The following is a 19,717-nucleotide window of genomic DNA, read 5'->3' on the forward strand; positions in this document are numbered from 1 at the left end:
ATGAGCGTACTTCAGGAAATTCCGGGGCCTGCAGATAATTCTATAGAGGGAGACGGTTCCGTTTTTGGAGAATGGCTGCGCCAAGAGATGCAACAAAAAGGTCTCACAATCGGCGAGTTGGTGGACAAAACCGGGATCACCTACACCGGGATCTGGAACATTGTGAAGGGGAACACTGTGTCCCCTCGCAAAGAAACCCGTCAGAAGCTGGCAAATGCGCTGAATGAAATCATTCCGGCGGCCATAGAAGCGAAGATCGAGAGCCAATCCATTCCCTTGCCAGGTTTCGAGTGGGTAGACTTTACGCCAACGGACCTAGAAACAGTGCCTCAATCAAGCGGGGTGTATGTCTTCTATGACATCACAGACCGGCCGGTCTATGTCGGAAAATCAAGCAAGAACGTCCGCATTCGGGTCAAAGATCATCAAACGCGCTTCTGGTTTAAAGCACCCCTCGTTGTCCGAGGAGCCTTTCTTGCCGTGTCCGATGCGGACCTGTGCCTTAAGATCGAAACGATCCTGATCAAGTTTTTGGGGAAGCACGCTCTGTTAAACACCAAGGGCGTGGTTCGCGACGGAGATGAAGCATGACCACCACAACCGACATCGTTGCCAAGCTCTGGGGCCTGTGCAACGTGCTGCGCGACGATGGCGTCACTTACAACGAGTATGTGACCGAGCTGACCTACCTTCTATTCCTAAAGATGCTGGAGGAGACGGGCCGCGAGAACCGCCTGCCGGACGGTTACCGCTGGGGCATCCTCGTCAAGCAGGCGGGCATGGAGCAGCTCGACTATTACAAGGCCATGCTGCTCGACCTCGGCAAGGCGAAGGATGGCCTCGTTGCTGCGATCTTCACAGATGCCCAGACCCGACTGCGCAAGCCCATCAACCTCAAGGCACTGACCTCGAATATTGACCAGCTCGACTGGTTCTCTGCCCGTGAGGAAGGACTGGGCAATCTTTATGAGGGGCTGCTGGAGAAGAATGCCGCCGACAAGAAGTCCGGCGCGGGCCAGTACTTTACGCCGCGTCCGCTGATCGATTGCATCGTCCGCCTGATGCAGCCGCAACCTGGCGAGACATGTCAAGACCCGGCAGCCGGCACGGCGGGCTTCCTCGTCGCCGCTGATCGTTACATCAAGGATCACACCGACGACCTTTACAAGCTGACGCCGGATCAGGCGCATTTCCAGCGCAACAGCGCCTTTGTCGGGGCAGAGCTTGTACCCGACACGCACCGGCTCTGCATGATGAACCTGCTGCTGCACGGCATCGAGGGCGGCGTGAGCAACATCGACACGCTGTCTCCAGATGGCGAGGCGCTGCCCAAGGCCGACCTAATCCTAACCAACCCGCCATTCGGTACTAAGAAGGGCGGCGGTCGCCCGACCCGCTCCGATTTCTCGATGACGGCAGATACGTCGAACAAGCAGCTTGCCTTCGTAGAGCACATCGTTCGCGCCCTTAAGCCCGGAAGCCGTGCTGCTGTGGTCGTGCCCGACAATGTGCTGTTCGAGGACAATACGGGTCGCCGCCTGCGCACATGGCTAATGGACCTGTGCAACCTGCACACCATCCTGCGCCTGCCGACCGGCATTTTTTATGCGCAGGGCGTCAAGACCAATGTACTTTTCTTACAGCGTGGGAAGACCGAGAAGGGCAACACCAGCGCCGTGTGGGTCTACGATATGCGGGCGAATATGCCCGCCTTCGGTAAGACCCGTCCGCTGACCGTCACCGACTTCGCCGACTTCGAGACCGCCTATGGCTCCGTCCCAAATGGCGGTGCCGGGCGCAAGGAACAGGGCGAGGACGGTCGCTGGCGCAGGTTTTCCCGCGAGGCCATCGCCGCCCGTAACGACAATCTCGACATCGCGTGGTTGCGCGATACTGAAGCAGAGGCGGAGGAGGCGCTGACCGAGCCGGAGGACATCGCCGCCGCCATCATCGGCCACCTCAAGGCCGCGCTCGAAGAGATTGAGCGCCTGTCGGAAGAAATCGAGCCGGACAGCGTCGATGCTGCTATCATCGCCGAGGCTGCCGAATGAGTGAATTTCCGCAGGGATGGGCTGAAGCGACACTGGGCAGCCTCGCATCAAAGATCGTCGACGGTTCGCACAACCCACCATCGAAGATGGACGCGGGCAAACCGATGTTGAGTGCACGTAACATACGTGACGGTCAGGTCGTCTTCGATGAATATCGTTTGATTGAGGAAGGCGCATTCGAGCATGAGCATCGGCGAACCCGGATCAAGCAAGGAGATGTCCTCCTCACAATAGTCGGCGCGATTGGGCGAACCGCCGTTGTACAAGATGATACGCCTTTTGCATTGCAGCGAAGCGTTGCTGTCATCGGTGACTTTGGTCCGATCGAACCACGATTTTTGGCAAAGGCACTTGAAAGCCCGACGTACCAGCAATGGCTGCTTGAAAATGCAAAGGGCACTGCGCAGAAGGGCGTCTATCTTAAGTCGATTGCATCGTCGAAAGTGCCTGTCGCTCCGCTCTCCGAGCAGCGGCGGATCGTGGCGAAGATCGACAGCCTTACGGGTAAGTCCCGCCGCGTCCGTGATCACCTCGACCACATCCCCCGTCTTGTGGAGAAGTACAAGCAGGCCGTGTTGGCGGCGGCGTTTCGGGGCGAACTGACGCGGGACTGGCGGGCGCAGAACGGCGTGTGCATCGACATCGAGGTTACCAGACGGAAGCGGGCAGCCGCGAAGCTCGACAGGCGTCGCGAGAAGGCGCTGTCCCAACTTCCCGAGCGAGGGGCATTCGAACACGCTATACCGTCGATGTGGCGCTGGGTAAGCATTGAGGAGTTGGCGTCGGACGAACCCAGAGCGATACAGAGCGGACCTTTCGGTAGCGCATTGCTACATTCCGAGTTCGTTTCTCAGGGTCGGCTGGTGATCGGGATTGACAATGTCCAGGATGGCTACTTTGCCAAAGGGGCACAGAACCGTATCTCCGACGCCAAATTCGCGGAGTTGATCCGTTTCGCCGCACGGCCCAATGATGTCCTGATCACGGTGATGGCCACGATCGGGAGGGTTTGCGTTCTGCCAGCTGATCTGGAACAGGCAATCATAACGAAGCACGTCTACCGCATCACCGTCGATGACCGTTGCGCATTGCCAGAGTTCATAGCGTATGGGCTGCGTGGGTCCGAGGCCGCCTTGAGCCACATGGGTGCGAATGTTCGAGGTCAGACCCGCCCAGGGCTCAACGGCGAAATTATCAAGAGCCTCCTCCTGCCGGTGCCACCTCTCCGCGAACAACGAGAGATCGTTCGCGTGATCAAGTCTGCATTTGACTGGATCGACCGTCTTGCGACCGAGGCGACTGGAGCCCGCAGACTGATCGACCGGCTCGACCAAGCTGTGCTCGCCAAAGCCTTCCGAGGCGAACTCGTACCGCAAGACCCTTCAGACGAACCCGCCAGGGTGTTGCTGGACCGGATCAGCGCAGAGCGCGGAGCCGCGCCGAAGGCCAGGCGAGGCCGGGGGCCGGAAGCAGCATGAAGGTCTTCATCGCCAACTTCGGACGCGAGAACTATGCGTGGCCCGATTGCTTGGCTCGCGGCACCATTGCGACGATGAACGATGTCGCGGTGCAAAGGTTCTGGGAGGTGGGCGACCGTGAGAGCTACATCCAGAACAGGATGCGGTTGCACAAGACTGCTGCGGGCAAGATGCCGACCCGGCCGGTCGCCTCTCGATGGTTCAACCTGATGACGACGGTCGTCGAGAGTGAGGGCGACCTCTGGATACACCGAGAAAAGGACCAGCTCTGGTGGACCGTCTCCGGTTCGGCTCCGGCGACATTCGAACCGCTTAAGGAGACAGTTGGTGATCGGCGCGATGTGATAATCTGCCATAAGCCTTGTGATCCGTGGTTAAACCGAAACCGGAAGGGCAACCGCCTCGAATGGGCGGGCCTACACCCGAAGGCGCAGGAATTCCTGTTCACCGAGGGGACGCTCCAGCAACTAAAGCCGGACAATGCCGAATATGCGCTGAAACTGATCGATGGCGACGACCTCTCCACATGGTATTCCCGACCGGAGTGGAAGGCGAAGGTTGCTCGTCGGCAGAAAACCCCTGGAAAGGTGTTCAATCCTCGCGAGATCGCTGTCTGGAGAATGGCCGACACCCTCAAGAAGACTGTGGCGGCGGCGAACGGTCAGCAGGTCCTGCGGACGGTGAAGAACAAGGAGCTTCGCATTCCCGAGAATGAACTGATCCCGTTCCTTAATGCCTTGTTGTCGGACCAGGACGGTTCGTGTGCGATCACCGGCCTGCGCCTGCAATACGATACTGATGCTGATGACCCTCAGATGCTCTGTTCTCTCGACCGGATCGACAGCAATGGCCACTACGAAAAGGACAACCTTCAGATTGTCTGCAAGTTCGTAAACCGCTGGAAAAACAGCAGCGATGACGACGAGTTCCGCCGACTGATCATGGTCTTACAGGGTGAACCGGACGGTGAGGAGAAAGCCGACCATCTTCCTGACTTAGAACTGTGGTCCGCCTAAAACATGCCGAATGTAAATCCTGAAATCCTGCGATGGGCACGTGAAACCGCCGGACTGACGTTGAAAGAGGCGTCGGAGAAACTCAATCTCGGCGATGCCAGGGGCGTGGCGGGCGATGAGCGCCTCGCCGCCTACGAGGTCGGTGAAGTTGAGCCTTCTCGTTCACTGCTTGTGCGAATGTCGAAGCAATATCGCCGACCGCTTCTCGCTTTTTACATATCGTCGGTTCCGCGTACCGCCGAACGTGGCGAGGATTTCCGCACGCTGCCGCCGGAGCACTCCCGGTCGCAGGACGCGCTCGTTGATGCGCTAATCCGGGATGTACGTGCGCGGCAGGAGATGGTTCGGGCGTTGCTTGAGGACGATGACGAAGCTGTCAGGCTGCCGTTCGTCGGCTCGATGTCTGTGCGCGAAGGTGTTGAGGCCGTGCTCCAGTCTATTCGTGAAACACTCGACCTCGATCTTGATCAGTATCGTGGCCGCAAGGGGCGCAATGGCGGCCCGGACGGCTTCGCGTATCTCCGGGCGCAAGCCGAAAAGGCAGGCGTCTACGTTCTACTCATCGGGAGTCTTGGAAGTCACCATACCAGCCTGGACGTGGAGATGTTCCGGGGCTTTGCCCTTGCCGATGAGATGGCTCCATTTATCGTCATCAACGATCAGGATAGTGAAAAGGCATGGCCATTCACACTATTGCACGAGCTATGCCACATCTGGCTAGGTCAGACCGGCGTTAGCGGCGCGAGCGGGGCCAGTGCTGTTGAGCAATTCTGCAACGACGTGGCCGGGCGGCTCTTGCTGCCTCGGGATGAGGTGCAGAACATTGCCTACCTGCGTGGCAGGTCGTTTGACGACACGGTGGCCGCGATCAACGACTTTGCAGAGGCCCGCAACGTCAGCCGCTCGATGGTTGCCTACAGGCTCTTCCGTGAAAACATCATCGACCGAGAGATGTGGAGTGGCCTCAGCGCCTTGTTCAGGATGCAGTGGCGTCAGGCTCGCGATGACCGCCGGGAACGTAACAGGGACCGCGATGGCGGGCCGAACTACTATGTCGTGCGGCGGCATCGCGTGGGTGAAGCCCTGCTTGGCCTGGCTAGGCGAATGCTGGCAGGGCAGGCATTGTCTCCCTCGAAGGCGGCCAAGTTGCTGGGCGTGAAGCCGTCCAATGTCTACAGCATGGTAAGCAGCGGGCCAGGCAGCCCCGGATCGCTCCATAAGGCGCAGGGGTGATAATTGCTGCACCTGCTCGACGCCAACGTCCTGATTATGGCCAACCGGCACTATTACCCGCTGGATCGCGTACCTGAATTCTGGGATTGGCTGGTGCACATGGGCCATGCAGGCCACATCAAGATGCCGGTTGAAGTGGTCGAGGAAGTCCGTGACGGCTCCGATGGTCTAGCGGATTGGATGTCAGATCACGATCATCTCGACGCACTACAGCTCAACGAGGATGTCGAAGTTTCACTCGTTCAGCGGGTGATCAACGAAGGCTACGCGCCAGACCTAGACGACAAGGAGATCGAGATCGTCGGACGCGATCCGTTCCTGATTGGCGCTGCCTTGCGCAATCCTGCCGAGCGATGTGTGGTGACGACCGAGGTATCAAGGCCAAGTAGAAAAAGGGCGAACCGCCATGTGCCCGACGTGTGCAATACTCTCAGTGTCCGCTGGATGGATAGTTTCGGGCTGATACGGACGTTGAACTTCTCAACTTCGTGGAAGCGCGGAGCATGATCGTCAGTTGGTGCCATTAATCCATCCCGCCAAATGTCCTGATGAACCCGGGTTCATTGCACCGTTTCGCCAAGAGGTGGTAAACAGACGCTTGTCCAACGACGATCCAGTCGCCCTGCTCGACGCAATAGGCCCCTGTCGGCAGGGTGGCCGCGTGTCGGCGTAACCGCCGGGATGCTGTTCGCGTCTTGTCGTCAAAGTATGTACTTTGCTCTCAGCCAACGGAGGCTGATATGGCACCATCGAACGACGATGGATGCGCCCGGGTAGCGTGGATATTAAGTCAGCTCGGCCCCAGGGTGCTGGAAGCTGAGAGACGATACCGCGAAGTTAACACACTGGAGCCCACCTCCGTCACACGCCAGATGGCTAACGACGCGTTAGAAAGGTACAATTGTTGGCTCGATTTCCTAGGTTGGCTCGCGGAGGCGGAGGCGGAGGCCGCGAGGCACAGCGGCAATGGTCACATCACGACCGTTTCCCGTGTCTTTGTTAGCAGCGACGGAAATCGGCAAAGTATCTCACTGTCCTGGCGTTGTAGGAGTGCCAAGTCGGCTATTGCGGGGCGGCGGACAAAAAGGATGCTGCGAAAAGACGCCAAGCACGTGCACATCCACCAGACCCCGTGAGGTGCATAGATCGTGGGGATTAGTCGCGAGGGTTTCTCCGAAGGGACTTGGAGCATAAGGAAGCTTGCGCCGACATTTCGTTTGCGCAGCCGCCCGGTTCTGCCCTTCTGGGGACCTCTATAAACCCGGGTTCATTGCGAGAGCTCCGAAAGAAGACGATAGACCGATGCTCTCCCCATGGACAATTGCTTAGCGATCGCTGTCGCACCAATCCCCTCTTGGTGAAGCCTTGAAACGTCTTCGGCCTTCGCGCGTACGGTTGGTTTGCGGCCTTTGTACTTTCCGTCCCGTTTCGCCTTTGCAATTCCTTCGCGTTGGCGCTCTAGCATCATCTCGCGCTCGAACTGCGCCATTGCCGCAAACATGGTGAGCATCAACTTGCCGCTAGGCGATTTTGTGTCCACCGAGGAGCCGCCGAAATCAAGTATCCGAAGAGCCACGCCCTTCTCGTCCAATAAAGCAACTATTGCAAGGAGATGGGCAGTAGATCGTGCGAGGCGATCCAGCTTGGTCACTACAAGCGTATCTCCCTCCCTTAGAAATTGGAGGGTGGCCTCTAGTTGTGGCCGGTGTGCAACCGACGAGACCTGTTCGCAGAATAGCTTCTCATGAACACCTGCCGCACGCAGGTCGCGTTGTTGCGCTAGCAGGCCAGCTTCTTGTTCCGTGGTCGATGTCCGAGCATATCCAACATTCATCAATGTCTTCTTTGTCTTAATGGCATCTTAGATACTATAAGACATTTGTCTCAAAAGTCAATTTCAATTCTAATGAGACGAATATCTCGCATTCCTTGGATGTCTCACTAACCCGAGCCCTATGCGGACTGCAGCGATGGTGAGCTTCTTTCTTCTGGCGTAAGTTGTTCGAGGGAGTCGTTTGGGCCTCGCATGAGGGGGAGGATCATTGTTATGGAAAGACGGGGGTCCCGGTACACCCTTGCGGGGGAAAGCAATCCCTATTGGGTTCTGGTAGAGCCCATCCTCCTTCGTATCTGGGCGGACGGGATTGCCAAGACTAGCTCGCTCAGCTTGCAGTTAGCCAACGGCCTGTCGCTAACAATGCACATCATCCTCTTCGCGATTGGCGTGATCCTACGCCTCGCCGCCGTCGGCGCGTTACTTCTCGTAATGTACTTGCTGTTCCCGCAGACCGTAGAGACAGCGTTGGGCTCCGTCCTTTCTGCGCCTTACACCGTTGCAGCTCCAGCGAGCGGTGCTCTTTCCTGGGTGATTGAGCTTCTCGGCTATGTGATCGTGGTTTCTTCGATCGTGTTCGTGCTTGGTGCCAAACTATTTGGATTTCTCGGCGAATTGCTCCTGTATTTGGTCTTTGCCCTGACGCATATGGCGCCGCTTCGCCTACTCGCCGCTGGGTTAAGGAGCGAGAACTACTGGGCTCAGACGATCGCTAAGACCTCATTCATGGGCATGTATCTTGTTCAATCCGTAGGCGTTTTTCCTGACAATGCACGGGCTGAATGGGATCGTGTGTTTGATCTCTATTTGAAGTCGAACACTCCGCACGGCCGAGAGCAACTCGAGATGCTGGCAGATGAGTGGTCCGAGAAGCGAGGAAAGCAAAGAAGTGGTCCGACGCTGCACCAGTGAAAGCGGCAACGTCAGACCTTCACCCTGGGGCTCGTGGTAGCGGCACAGGTCAGAGCGATGTTAGTCTAACTGGCTGCGCACGTCGGAATAATCGACCAGAGGAAGCGGGCCTACATAAAACCCTAGGGGAACCGCTTGATCACCTGAGGCGAGTTTAGTCGCGCCTTTGATGCGCCCTTTAGCTTCGCTATCGTAGGGGACGGCACTCGCCGTTCCATCGACATCCGCAACCACATAGATGTCTGGGTCGGTCTCGGCTCCGATGGCTCGTAATTTACATCCGACAAAATGATAGCCGCCGACGGCTGCGTCTTCGCAATGTACTGCGCTGTAACGCTCTGGATCAAAGAACTGATCTTTCGGGCCACGATCTAGCCGTTTTACGTATTCTAGAACGATGGCGTCTTTAACTCGCGAAACGTGGTCGTTCGGTACCCTTGTCAGGTTCTCTTGACCAATCGCCAACCAGCCAGAGGCCTTTGCCTCGCATCCGAGTTGCCAGTGCTGCTCTGACGCGGTGGCTGCTAAATCCTGGGACGGCATCTTGAGTTGCGTAGCGAGCTGCTTGTTCAGCTTGTCTTCGTGAGCGGTCACCCACTCATTTCTTTTCGCCCATTGGCTCCCGTCGCTTCCAAATTTCTCGTCAGCTTGGGATTGAATTGCGTCATATTTTTTCAGCGCCTTACAATATGCGTCCGGCGGCAATGCAGTTTGACCTGCAGCTTTGGCAATTGAGCTGCCCGTAGTTGTGGCGACCCCAAGTGATAGTGCAAGCCTTAGCGCAAGCTCAGCCGGCCGTGGCCAGGCTATTTGACGGTATCGATTAGCGATCATGTACTCCCCACCTGAATGGAACTGTCAGAACCCGTAGTTAAATGCCGTTGCGGTAACATGTTAGCCGAGTATTGTTACGGAAATCAATTCAAAACCGTAAAGGGATTAGGTTCATATCGCCGATTTCCGTCGCCATGATACGGGTCATGGGTCCGAGAGAAGCACTAGGAATTCGAATAAAGACGTTGCGTCATGAGCGTGGCTTGACTCAGGATGCGTTGTCGGAGCGATCCCAACGATCTGTCGATACGCTGTCACTGATCGAGCGTGGCCTAAACTGGCCGTCGGTGGAAACTCTTGAGCTGATTGCTCACGGGCTGGGCGTTTCGGTCAGCGACCTGTTGAATGATCTCATTACACAAGACGGTCAGGAAGATGACCTTGTTGTAGTCGCAAAAGAAGCTTTGAAACGAATTGATCAACGTGACCTGCGCCTAGCAGTTGCCTTGCTCCAGACAATGGTTCAGGACAAAAAGTAGTACACGTCGAAAGCACTTCTATTTGGAAGACATTTTGGTCGCGTGCCGAGGAAATGAGATTAGTTGAGCGTTTCTCTCAATCTTAGTAGGGATGACGCATACATAGGTGCTAGGGACCGTACGCCGCGACCGGCAGGTACCAGAACTCCCTGCCGAACGAGATACTCCACTGCTCCCGTGAGGCTTTCGTCACCCCCCGCAATACCGCCAACCTCTATGAGTATTTGGGCCAACCTACGTAGGTCGTCTGCAGTGCCGGGCGCTTGATAGAGCAATTGGAAGAATGAAATGACCGCATCGGCCAGGTAGTCCGAGCTCGCTGGTTCCCGAACCACGGCCAATTGGCTTATGACCTCCTCACGAGCTGCATCGATCGTATCATTGGTCCAATGCACCAGCTCGTCCAAGGAAGTCGTGGTGTGGCGTGTGCCCAGGTGGTTTGTTGCCTCAACGAAATTATGAACTACCTCAAAGCGTACTCTCTGGTTGGTTTTGGCGTAAATTTTTAGGGAAATCCCTTTCCGCAGTGGAACGTCAACAGAAAGGGAATTTCGTTCGCGGGTGAAAGAGGTTGTCGCAGCATACCCCGCAACTCGTATCCGCGACGAACGAGCTAGAAAACGATCCGCCAAACCACGAACGTAGCCTAGCGGCGACGGAGCAGTGCGCTCCCAGTACGTTTCAACCTTCTTGAGATTGTACTCAACATCGCCGGCAAAATATCTGCACTGACTGCGGTGTGCGGCCTGTTCCATTCCTCGAAGAATATAGGCTATAGCTTGCCTAATGTAACCCTCTGCCCAAGCCTGGTAGATAGTACCGCGACATAGCCGTAGAATGCGGCCCTCCAGGATGCAGTTGTCATTATCATCTAGGATGTACTCGCCCGCGTTGTTGCGACCAATCGCGCCGCTCAACAAGCGCCAATCAGGAAGGTCCAAGGTGGCCTGCCCCGATCTTATCGCTGCGCTTCGGCTGCTCGAAAAGTTATGGCGAACAAATTTAGTCGGATTGAGTGAAAGCGTTGCAGAGACCGCATAGTTGGTCGGTCCGAAGTTGTCCGGTCGCCCCATCCTGGAACATCTGACGTGTCCTGCGATTAGTGGATATCCCGCAATTGTCCTGCGCGCGACCTTCCCCTTGCGAAAGCTGATTTCGCCCGTGAAATTCCCTCGGTGCTGTGGAGCTCGAAAGAAAGCACCACAGTCAGATGAGAGGTCCTGGGGATACCTTTCCGAGTAGCGCTCATCCCCAATCTGACTGTGAAGTGCCATAAGGAAACCTCTTGCAGTCGTATCGTCTCCAGATAAGCCAATGCCCGAAATGTGTATCTCTATTTTGTCATGTTTTGCTTCGTATGAGAGAAAGTCGGTAGTCTCGGCAATAGTACCGATTACCTCACTCAAATCAGAGTATACCATGTAGGGGGCGTATGACCGTGGGTTAGGGGAGGCCGGGCTCCTCAACTGGAGTGGAGGTGCTCGACCAGGAGCCCACTATACTCAACCTTTGAAACAGCGTCGGCAAGTCTTCTCATGGCCGGTCCCGAGCCATATCGGTCGTCCATGGATTTCTGCTCGCGCCATCCGTTGATGGCCTCTCGGATTTCCCTCTCAACACCACCACCTCGCAGTGCATCGTTGAAGGAATTCCTGAAGCTGTGAAAAACAAGTCGGCGCGGCTCCCAGATCTTGGCGGCCTTGAGATTGCTTCGAAACCGCTTCGAGTAGGCATCGGAAGGTTTCTCGCCAGCCCCCGCGATGGCTTCGGGGAACAGCCTCCCAGCCTTCGCCTGTTCTACCCAGGGTACGAAGCCAAACTTGATCAAGGACGGGTGCAATGGAATTTTGCGAACTGCGTTTTTGGTCTTCACCCGCTTCGAAAAGCTACTGCCTTCGTAGTCGCCGTGTTCCTCGTCAGTGACGCTGATGAACCAGATGCCATCCGGCGACTGCCTGATATCCTCCTTTTCGAGCTGGAGGATTTCGTTCATGCGCATACCGCTCCAGAGAGCGAGGATGGGAGCCCAGTAGCGATGTCGCTTGATGATGTTCGGACCGACTGAGTGGCATCCGTACTCGTCGTCGACGCATCCTTTGAATAGGGGCAGTGCAAAGAGCGCGTTGAGATGTTCGATCGCGAACGGCGCGTAAGTGCTCGCCTTGGCCAAGTGCTTCTTGGATTGGCCACCTGAGGCTGGTGCTTTCAGCCCAACCCAGGGATTTATTTCGATCCATCGCTCTTGAAGCGCGAGGTCAAAGGCACTTCGCAGTATCTGAATGTGCTTGTCTGCTTCCTTGTGGCGGGACGCGTAGTCGCCATGTTTGTTTTTGTGAAGCTCTGCGGCTTCTGCAAGCTTTGCCTTCTTGTAGTGCTGAGTAACGTGGGATGGGATCTTAGGGAGGAATTCGATCAACTCACGGCAGCCATCTCTGTCGATGTCTGCGACCGGGAAAGCCGCACCAAAGTGCTCCTCCAGCGCTCGAAATGGAATGCGATATTGAGCGGTTCTTGATTGGGTTACGCGGTCCGCCTTTGTCTGATGAAAAAGTGTGTTCAGATCGGCAAGGGTTTTTCGATGGAGGGCGGAGGTAGGCTTTGCGCTAACTACTTCAAGGTGGTCGGCCGCAGCAAACATTTGATCTGATATCGGAGCCAGTGAACCCAGGTTCACTGAATGATAGCGCCGCTCGGTCAGTGCAACATCAGCCCTCTCAATCAACCGACAGAGCAATTGAAAGGCTCTGTGTTCCTTGAGGGCAGAGAGCTTTTCGGTGGCAAGACCGTCGTAAGCTGCTTTTGACAGAATTCCGCGATCGGCGAGAATTCTAAGCGCCCGCGTCGTCGTCGTACGGTACTCCCCGGACGCTTGCAGCTGCGCCATTTGTGCCGCGTCGGCTGCGTCGGACAGCAAGTCAGGAAAGTCGGGATGGTCTCGGTTTGCGAAATAGTCCCCTGCGAGGAGGTTTTTCTCGTCCCTGTCTATGAAGTACGAGACCGCAACCTGCCGAGCCTCCATTTCCGTGAGGCTAATCCCGTCCGTGGCTCCGGTTTTAGAACCGTTGCGCAGAAGCATGGCTTCCAGGCTGTGAAGCTCTGCATCAGTTCGTACCGCAAAGAGATTGCCCTGTTGCCGGACCTCGCTTGGTCGTGCTCCTGGAGTGACGCGCTCTACGAACGCAGTCTTTTGAGCGAGTGCTTGCAGGCGTTTGGGAATATTGCGCTTAAACTTTTGATCGCCGGGTGCGCCGACGAGATAGCGAGCTTTTGCCAAATCTTCCATCCTCAAAAGGTACCAGAGAAAGGTACCAGTCGCGACGAAAAAGTCGTTCAAAACCAGCGCGTTGAAGCTATTTCAATCCCTTAGTAAGGGAATGGTAGCGGGAAGTGGATTCGAACCACCGACCCCAGGATTATGATTCCCGTGCTCTAACCAACTGAGCTATCCCGCCAGGGTTGGAGAAGGCCCGAAATGACTGTCTCTGTGAGAGGCAGGCGTCGATGCGTTCGCCAAGGTTGGGCGGATATAATGTCTCGATGGCGAGCCTGTCAAGCAGTGAGATCGGGCGTTTCAGGATAAATGTCTGACGCATCGGCTGACCCTTGGGCAGCTCGCGGAAAGCGCCATTCCACCGCCTTCGCGGACGCGCCGGGCGCTTATGGCGCAACACGCGGGGTTGAGTTGGCGAGGTGCCGGGACTATGTCTGCCGGCATAATTCTCCTTGGAAAGAGCCTGATGAAACCGCGTATTGCAGTCCTTGGATGCGGCTATTGGGGCGGCAACCACATCCGCACCCTGAAGTCGCTTGGTGCCCTCCATGCCGTCTCCGACGTCGATTCGGCTCGCGCCGAGCGTTTCGCCGGCGAACATGGCTGCATCGCGCTGACCCCAGACGAATTGTTCGCCCGCGACGATGTTGATGCGATCGTCATGGCGTTGCCGCCGCAGTTCCACGCCGACTTTGCCGTGCGTGCCGTCGAGGCCGGCAAGGACGTGCTGGTCGAAAAGCCGATCGCGCTAACCGTGCCTGATGCCGAGCGCGCCGTGAAGGCCGCGCGCGACAATGGCCGCGTCTTCATGACTGGCCACGTGCTGCGTTTTCACCCGGCCTTCGAAGGGCTCAAGGCGCTTGTCGACAAGGGCGAGCTCGGCGATGTCGGCTACATCCACTCGCACCGTCTCGGTCTCGGCAAGTTCCACGCCGAGAACGACGCGCTGTGGGATCTGGCGCCGCATGATTTGTCGATGATCCTGGCGATCACCGGCACGGCGCCGATCGAGGTGCGCGGCGAGGGGGCTGCCGTGCTCAACCACCTCAGCGATTTCGCCCATCTGCACATGCGCTTCCCCAACGGCCTGCGCGGGCACCTGTTCGCCTCGCGGCTCAACCCTTACCGCGAGCGCCGGCTGACCGTCGTCGGCACCAAGGGCATGGCGGTGTTCGACGACGTCGAGCCGCAGGAGCGCAAACTGGCGCTCTATCGCCACGCCGTTTGGCAGGACGAGGGGCAGTGGACGTCGACGATGAACGAGCCGACCTACATTCCGATCGAGAACGCCATGCCGCTGACGCGCGAGCTCGAGCACTTCATCCACTGCATCCAGACGCGCGAAGAGCCGCGCACCGGCGCCGAGGAAGCGCTTGGCGTGCTCAGGATTCTCACGGCAGGCACGGTCACGCACGACTGACCTTTGTGGGAGTAATGGAGTAGGCCAACAAAGGGTTGCGCGCCATTGGCGCAGTCTGTCCCTTATTCCCTTCGCAGCAGCCACCAGCCGACAAGCGCAAGCGCTGCCAGCCACACCACGATGACGAAGGCGAGGCCGGCCATGCTGCGCGGCCTGGCGGTGATTTCGGTTGCCTCGGCACGGAAGCGAGCCATCAGTTCGGGCGGAATCATGCCGATCACCAGCCAGATGCCCAGGGGCACGATCAGCAGGTCGTCGAGATAGCCGAGCACCGGCACGAAGTCGGGAATGAGATCGACAGGGCTGAGCGCATAGGCGGCGACGCAGGCAGCCGCCACGCGGGCAAACCATGGCGTCAGCGGGCTGCGCGCCGCAAGATAGAGCGCCACGACATCGCGCTTCAGAAGCAGCGCCCAGCGCTTGGCTGCTTCCAGCATGCCGCCGGGCTGGTTGCCGGACTGAATGGTCATTCAGTGACCGCCCACCACGTAACAAACAAGATGGAAAGCACGGCGATCACGGCGAGGCATTCAAAGTAGGCGGAGACATACGACTGGATGACCGGTCCGTCGGCGCGAGAACGGAAGCCGCTCATCAGGCTGGGAGGTGTCAGCTTATGCATAGTGGCGATCGCGCCGCTGATGCCGGCGAAACTCACGATCAGGGAGGCCGTTTCGCTCACCATCCAGCCTGCGAGCGATGCACCCATGATGATGGCGATCACGGCCAGCTTGGGAAGCCAAGGAACATCTCGGCTTAAGAGCGCTAGATATGCGGCGATCACGCTATTTGGTGAGCCACATGCCCCACCGCTTTATCAAGGTGGGGTCCATCGAGCCTGGCTTATTCCGCAGCAATTGTCCCCGGCGTTGCCGCAAGCCGCGACAGCATCGCTTCGGCATCGGCATGGCGCTCGGAGCGCTCGATGAAGCCGCCGCCGAAGACGCGGGCTTCGTTGCCTTCGTCTGAATAGAGCACGCAGGCCTGGCCCGGTGCTATGCCCGACTCGCCGTCGACAAGCTCGACCCAGGTGGCGCCGCCCTTGTGATGCAGCACGACGGGGCGGGGCGGACGCGACGAACGCACCTTGGCATAAAGTTCCAGGCCTCCAGCCGGCACCGCCGACAGGGCGTCATCGCCGAGCCAATTCATGCCGCGCAGGAAGATCTTGTGCGTCTCCAGCGCCTCGCGCGGGCCGACGACGACACGCGCGCGCTCGGCGTCGATATGGACGACGTAGAGCGGCTCGCCCGAGGCGATGCCGATGCCGCGGCGCTGGCCGATGGTATAGCGCAGGATGCCTTCATGGCGGCCAAGCACACGGCCGTCGATATGGACGATGTCGCCGGGATTGGCGGCCGAAGGTCTGAGCTTGGCGATGATGTCGGAATATTTGCCCTGCGGCACAAAGCAGATGTCCTGGCTGTCCTGCTTGGCGGCAACCGTCAGGCCCATGCGCTCGGCAGCGGCGCGCACGTCTGGCTTGGACATGCCGCCAAGGGGAAAACGCAGATAGTCGATCTGCTCCTGGGTGGTGGCGAACAGGAAATAGCTCTGGTCGCGATCGGCGTCGACGGGGCGGTACAGGGAGCGGTGGGCACCGTTCTGCTTGGAGCGGATGTAGTGGCCGGTGGCGAGCGCATCGGCGCCGAGCTCGCGCGCGGTGGCGAGCAGGTCGGCGAACTTGACCGTCTGGTTGCACGAAACGCAGGGGATCGGCGTCTCGCCCGCGACATAGCTTTCGGCGAAGGGGTCGATGACGGCCTTGCGGAAGCGCTCTTCATAGTCGAGCACGTAATGTGGAATGCCGAGCGTCTCGGAGACGCGGCGAGCGTCGGCGATGTCCTGACCGGCGCAGCAGGAGCCGGCGCGGTGGGTTGCGGCACCATGGTCGTAGAGCTGCAGCGTGACGCCGACGACGTCATAGCCGTCCTGTTTCAGCAGGCCGGCCACGACTGAAGAATCGACACCGCCCGACATGGCAACAACCACGCGGGTGTCTTCGGGGCGTCCGGGCAGGTCCAGGCTGTTCATCGGGATTGCGTTCCGCTGTCTATAGGTCGGCTGCATGCCAATGGCTGCAATATAGGTCAAGCCTCATCGCAGTGCCACCCGGAGCGCGCTGGCCCACCTTTTTCGGCGAGAAACCAGCCAACTGGGCAGGTGGTTAAATTGCGGATTGAGAGTCTAACGTTCTGTTCACGTTCGTTACTTAGCTCTTAGTGTACGCTTAGGCAATTTTTAAAGCTGTGGCGCTAGTGTGACAGGTGATTGGGTCTTTGAGTTTTTAGTAGAGAGTACGATGACCGATCTGGTTAGACCGCGTGTCAAATATGTTATCGGGCCGGACGGCAGCCCGCTTACGATTGCCGATCTGCCCCCGACCAACACGCGCCGGTGGGTTATCCGCCGCAAGGCGGAAGTGGTCGCTGCGGTCAGGGGAGGACTGCTCAGTCTTGACGAAGCGTGCCAACGCTACAAGTTGACGACCGAGGAGTTCCTGTCCTGGCAGGCTTCCATTGACGAATACGGCCTTGCCGGCCTGCGCACCACGCGCATCCAGCAATACCGCCACTGACACCGGCCGTTGCGGCCAACCAACAGAAAAGGGTGCGGCTTGCCGCACCCTTTTTGCTTTCGGGCTGAGCTTTCCCCGAATTGCTACCTGAAACGCATTGCCTCAATGAGCTGCCTGTGCGCTGTCCCGTGGCTTCCTCTTTATGACGGCTGAAGCGGTTGCAGTCAGCATCACCGATGCCGCGAAGAACCACAGACCAGGTTTGGTGAAGGCCGTGGCGAGGCCTGATGTCTTGGCGGCGAAGACCACCAGCGCGACGAGGATGACGTCGAGCATCGACCAGTTGGACAGGGCCCGAAACCAGCCGGGAATGCTGACGGCGCCGGCTGCCTGGCCATAGGCCGCATTGTGCAGCAGGCCGAGCTTCATCGCGGGAAAGACCACCGAAAACATGGCGACGACAATCGCCAGCAGCCAATCGCCACCACGCCACAATGCTGCGATCATGCCGATCAACGAAGGTTCATCGGCGAAGAAATACAGTCGATCGACATGAATCAGCGGCAACACGATGCCGAGCGCGAAGCAGATCGAAGCGGCAAACAGGATCAATGGCAAAAGCGTGCGCATCGGCAAGCTATAGCGAAAGTCCGGATGATGGAGAAGCCGGGCAGCATGTGCTCCGCCCGGCCCGTTGCTGCAGAATTTCGAGCGTGGCTCTCAGAGCGCCAGCACGACCTTGCCCTTGGGTCTGGTCGCCAGGAAGGCATGCGCGGCACCGGCCTGGTCGAGCGGGAAGCTCCTGGCGACATGGACCTTGAGTTTGCCGGTTTCCGTCAGTTTCGCCAGTTCCTTCAGGCCATCGCCATCCGGCCGGACCGAGATGCGTTCGACCCTGATGCCACGTGATGCAGCCTCTGCTGCGGCCTTGTCGCTGAGGCCGAGCAGCACGACGAGCGTGCCGCCGTCCTTCAGCGCCTTCAGCGACTTCTCAGGATGATCGCCGCCGAGCGCCTCAAAGACGAGATCGACCGGGCCGGCTTTGGCGACGAAATCGTCCGAGGTGTAGTCGATCACCTCGTCGGCACCGAGGGAGCGGACGAAATCGACCTTGCCGGGGCTCGCGGTGGCAATGACATAAGCGCCCCGCGCCTTGGCGATCTGTACGGCCAGGTGGCCGACGCCGCCGGCGGCCGCCTGGATCAGGACACGGTCGTTGGTCTTGAGCTTGCCTGCTGTCACCAGGCCTTGCCAGGCCGTCAGGCCGGCGAGGGGGAGGGCGGCTGCCGTGACATGGTCGAGCGCCTCGGGCTTGTGCACGATCTCGCTTACCGGTGCTGCCGCCAGTTCGGCATAGGTGCCGGCCTGTGCCGGGAAGCGCGGCATGCCGAAGACCTCGTCGCCTGCTGCAAAGCCGTTGGCGCCGGCGCCAACCGCTTCGACAGTGCCTGACAGGTCCCAGCCGAGCACGAAGGGCGGCTCGCCAAGAAGGGGGTAGAACCCGCCGCGCACGGCGGCATCGACCGGATTGACGCCGGCAGCCTTGATGCGGATCAGCACTTCGCCGGGCTTGGGCTGTGGTGTCGGCTGTTCGGCGAGTTCGAGCACTTCAGGTCCGCCGACAGTGTTCTGGGTAATGGCACGCATGAGAATGTCCTCCTTGGGTGGATGCATGTGCCACTATCATTTGGATAGTATCACTCGCTTGTCTAGAATGTACCTCAATGATATATAGGTACCCCATGGATAGTGATTGCGCCCCCGACACGCCGTTCGGCTATGACGCCTTCCGACGCGAATGCATGTCGCACACCGTGCTCGAGATGCTGGCGAGTAAATGGGTCTATCTGGTCGTCGGTGCCTTGAAGCCGGGCCGGCGGCGCTATGGCGAGCTGCAGCGCAAGGTAGAGGGCATCACGCCCAAGATGCTGACGCAGACACTGCGTATTCTGGAGCGCGACGGGCTGGTGCGGCGCGAGATCTTCCCGGTCATACCGCCGCGCGTCGAGTACGAGCTGACCGATCTCGGCCGTAACCTCGCCGATCTGCTCAACCAGATCCGTGTCTGGGCGGAGCGCCATGCGCCCGAAATTCGTGATTCGCGTGCCCAATCATTGGCTGCCGAAGGAGAGCCGGCCGAACTCAGGACCTAGCAGGGGCCTTGGGCCGAGCGGATGGCTCGAGGCGCCAAACGGCTCGCTGCCGCGCGAGCAGCGGCAAAGTGCGGGAGAAATTGACTTTTTAGCCGATCATCGCGCTGCGACCGGTGCCGTCGGCGTCGCGGGTGATGCGGTCGCGCGACTCCAGAGCCTCCGCCTTGGACAGCTCCGCTTCAGCTTCGGCGAGTAAGGATTCGGCAGCGGCGCGCTGTTGCGCCAGGTCATGCTGGGAGTTTTTCAGGTTGTCACGTCGTTGCCGCGCGGCCTTGGCGAAGGTCGGATAGGCGAAATGATTGAGATCGGTGATCCCCGCCTTCTTTTCCTCGGCGACGATCTGCAGTTCGAGCTCGCTGGCCATGCGGTCGAACTCGGCGATCATCGAATCAAGCTGCATCAGCTGGCGGCGCTTTTCGTTCACCTGAAACTGCTTGAGCCTGACCAGGTTCTCACGTGACTTCATGACCCGATACTCCCGAACACCGAAAAACGCACTTCTACTCGCCTACTTCGGC

The 19,717-nt window shown here is 58.5% G+C and carries 21 protein-coding genes and 1 tRNA gene; 11 read left to right on the top strand and 11 right to left on the bottom strand.

Going from position 1 to position 19,717, the window contains the following annotated elements; genetic code table 11:
• From N7E70_RS10860 to N7E70_RS10885, 6 genes are read left to right on the top strand one after another with little or no spacing between them, the layout of a single operon-like run.
• The gene (locus tag N7E70_RS10860) at positions 1-591 is read left to right on the top strand and encodes a helix-turn-helix domain-containing protein (RefSeq protein ID WP_263006339.1); all 591 of its coding nucleotides are present in this window, start codon (positions 1-3) and stop codon (positions 589-591) included.
• A complete protein-coding gene (locus N7E70_RS10865) occupies positions 588-2,051 on the top strand; it encodes a class I SAM-dependent DNA methyltransferase (protein ID WP_263006340.1) in 1,464 nt (487 codons plus the stop codon). Before N7E70_RS10860 ends, N7E70_RS10865 begins: the two co-directional genes overlap by 4 nt.
• Positions 2,048-3,529, top strand: coding sequence for a restriction endonuclease subunit S (locus N7E70_RS10870; protein WP_263006341.1), 1,482 nt, complete (start codon positions 2,048-2,050; stop codon positions 3,527-3,529). The genes N7E70_RS10865 and N7E70_RS10870 overlap by 4 nt, the downstream gene beginning before the upstream one ends.
• Positions 3,526-4,545 carry a hypothetical protein gene (locus N7E70_RS10875; RefSeq protein WP_263006342.1) on the top strand — a complete coding sequence of 340 codons (1,020 nt, stop codon included), beginning with the start codon at positions 3,526-3,528 and terminating at the stop codon, positions 4,543-4,545. Before N7E70_RS10870 ends, N7E70_RS10875 begins: the two co-directional genes overlap by 4 nt.
• A gap of 3 nt (positions 4,546-4,548) precedes the next feature.
• Positions 4,549-5,778, top strand: coding sequence for an ImmA/IrrE family metallo-endopeptidase (locus N7E70_RS10880; protein WP_269441457.1), 1,230 nt, complete (start codon positions 4,549-4,551; stop codon positions 5,776-5,778).
• 3 nt (positions 5,779-5,781) lie between these two features.
• Positions 5,782-6,285, top strand: coding sequence for a DUF4411 family protein (locus tag N7E70_RS10885; RefSeq protein ID WP_331461919.1), 504 nt, complete (start codon positions 5,782-5,784; stop codon positions 6,283-6,285).
• A gap of 760 nt (positions 6,286-7,045) precedes the next feature.
• Here the strand turns inward: N7E70_RS10885 and N7E70_RS10890 are convergent.
• Positions 7,046-7,612 carry a recombinase family protein gene (locus N7E70_RS10890; protein WP_263006346.1) on the bottom strand — a complete coding sequence of 189 codons (567 nt, stop codon included), beginning with the start codon at positions 7,610-7,612 and terminating at the stop codon, positions 7,046-7,048.
• Between the two features lie 363 nt (positions 7,613-7,975).
• On the opposite strand from N7E70_RS10890, the gene N7E70_RS10895 reads away from it, so the two are divergent.
• The gene (locus N7E70_RS10895) at positions 7,976-8,524 is read left to right on the top strand and encodes a hypothetical protein (protein ID WP_263006347.1); all 549 of its coding nucleotides are present in this window, start codon (positions 7,976-7,978) and stop codon (positions 8,522-8,524) included.
• A gap of 60 nt (positions 8,525-8,584) precedes the next feature.
• Here N7E70_RS10895 and N7E70_RS10900 read toward each other — a convergent pair whose 3' ends face one another.
• Positions 8,585-9,358 (bottom strand): hypothetical protein, encoded by a 774-nt coding sequence (locus N7E70_RS10900; RefSeq protein WP_263006348.1) that lies wholly within the window; start codon positions 9,356-9,358, stop codon positions 8,585-8,587.
• Between the two features lie 146 nt (positions 9,359-9,504).
• Here N7E70_RS10900 and N7E70_RS10905 point away from each other — a divergent pair, with 146 nt between their 5' ends.
• Complete coding sequence (locus tag N7E70_RS10905; RefSeq protein WP_263006349.1) at positions 9,505-9,837, top strand: helix-turn-helix domain-containing protein; 333 nt, start codon at positions 9,505-9,507, stop codon at positions 9,835-9,837.
• 59 nt (positions 9,838-9,896) lie between these two features.
• Here N7E70_RS10905 and N7E70_RS10910 read toward each other — a convergent pair whose 3' ends face one another.
• The 3 genes from N7E70_RS10910 to N7E70_RS10920 form a co-directional block, all read right to left on the bottom strand.
• Entirely contained in the window at positions 9,897-10,778 is an 882-nt protein-coding gene (locus N7E70_RS10910; protein WP_263006350.1) for a hypothetical protein, read from the bottom strand.
• A gap of 521 nt (positions 10,779-11,299) precedes the next feature.
• Positions 11,300-13,171, bottom strand: coding sequence for a site-specific integrase (locus N7E70_RS10915; protein ID WP_263006351.1), 1,872 nt, complete (start codon positions 13,169-13,171; stop codon positions 11,300-11,302).
• Between the two features lie 41 nt (positions 13,172-13,212).
• Positions 13,213-13,289, bottom strand: a tRNA-Met gene (locus tag N7E70_RS10920).
• Between the two features lie 285 nt (positions 13,290-13,574).
• Between N7E70_RS10920 and N7E70_RS10925 the strand changes: the two genes are divergently transcribed.
• Positions 13,575-14,528 carry a Gfo/Idh/MocA family protein gene (locus N7E70_RS10925; protein WP_192314995.1) on the top strand — a complete coding sequence of 318 codons (954 nt, stop codon included), beginning with the start codon at positions 13,575-13,577 and terminating at the stop codon, positions 14,526-14,528.
• A 62-nt stretch (positions 14,529-14,590) separates the two neighbouring features.
• Here the strand turns inward: N7E70_RS10925 and N7E70_RS10930 are convergent, their stop codons facing one another.
• The 3 genes from N7E70_RS10930 to mnmA all read right to left on the bottom strand — a co-directional run bounded on the left by N7E70_RS10930 (position 14,591) and on the right by mnmA (position 16,562).
• Positions 14,591-14,965, bottom strand: a complete 375-nt coding sequence (locus N7E70_RS10930) for a YkvA family protein (RefSeq protein WP_263006524.1) — start codon at positions 14,963-14,965, stop codon at positions 14,591-14,593.
• 29 nt (positions 14,966-14,994) lie between these two features.
• Positions 14,995-15,252 carry a hypothetical protein gene (locus tag N7E70_RS10935; RefSeq protein ID WP_263006352.1) on the bottom strand — a complete coding sequence of 86 codons (258 nt, stop codon included), beginning with the start codon at positions 15,250-15,252 and terminating at the stop codon, positions 14,995-14,997.
• 119 nt (positions 15,253-15,371) lie between these two features.
• Entirely contained in the window at positions 15,372-16,562 is a 1,191-nt protein-coding gene (gene mnmA, locus N7E70_RS10940; protein ID WP_263006353.1) for a tRNA 2-thiouridine(34) synthase MnmA, read from the bottom strand.
• A 268-nt stretch (positions 16,563-16,830) separates the two neighbouring features.
• Between mnmA and sciP the strand changes: the two genes are divergently transcribed.
• Positions 16,831-17,106 carry a CtrA inhibitor SciP gene (gene sciP / locus N7E70_RS10945; RefSeq protein ID WP_013529904.1) on the top strand — a complete coding sequence of 92 codons (276 nt, stop codon included), beginning with the start codon at positions 16,831-16,833 and terminating at the stop codon, positions 17,104-17,106.
• Between the two features lie 102 nt (positions 17,107-17,208).
• Here the strand turns inward: sciP and N7E70_RS10950 are convergent, their stop codons facing one another.
• On the bottom strand, positions 17,209-17,676 hold the full coding sequence (locus N7E70_RS10950; RefSeq protein ID WP_067959150.1) for a paraquat-inducible protein A: 468 nt from the start codon (positions 17,674-17,676) through the stop codon (positions 17,209-17,211).
• A 90-nt stretch (positions 17,677-17,766) separates the two neighbouring features.
• The gene (locus tag N7E70_RS10955) at positions 17,767-18,693 is read right to left on the bottom strand and encodes an NADP-dependent oxidoreductase (RefSeq protein ID WP_263006354.1); all 927 of its coding nucleotides are present in this window, start codon (positions 18,691-18,693) and stop codon (positions 17,767-17,769) included.
• Between the two features lie 95 nt (positions 18,694-18,788).
• Between N7E70_RS10955 and N7E70_RS10960 the strand changes: the two genes are divergently transcribed.
• Positions 18,789-19,199, top strand: a complete 411-nt coding sequence (locus tag N7E70_RS10960) for a winged helix-turn-helix transcriptional regulator (RefSeq protein ID WP_067959153.1) — start codon at positions 18,789-18,791, stop codon at positions 19,197-19,199.
• 88 nt (positions 19,200-19,287) lie between these two features.
• Here N7E70_RS10960 and N7E70_RS10965 read toward each other — a convergent pair whose 3' ends face one another.
• Complete coding sequence (locus N7E70_RS10965) at positions 19,288-19,665, bottom strand: flagellar export protein FliJ (protein WP_263006355.1); 378 nt, start codon at positions 19,663-19,665, stop codon at positions 19,288-19,290.
• Positions 19,666-19,717: the final 52 nt, after the last annotated feature.

It is taken from the genome of Aminobacter sp. NyZ550 (assembly GCF_025628925.2).
GTDB classification, from domain to species: Bacteria; Pseudomonadota; Alphaproteobacteria; order Rhizobiales; family Rhizobiaceae; genus Aminobacter; species Aminobacter ciceronei.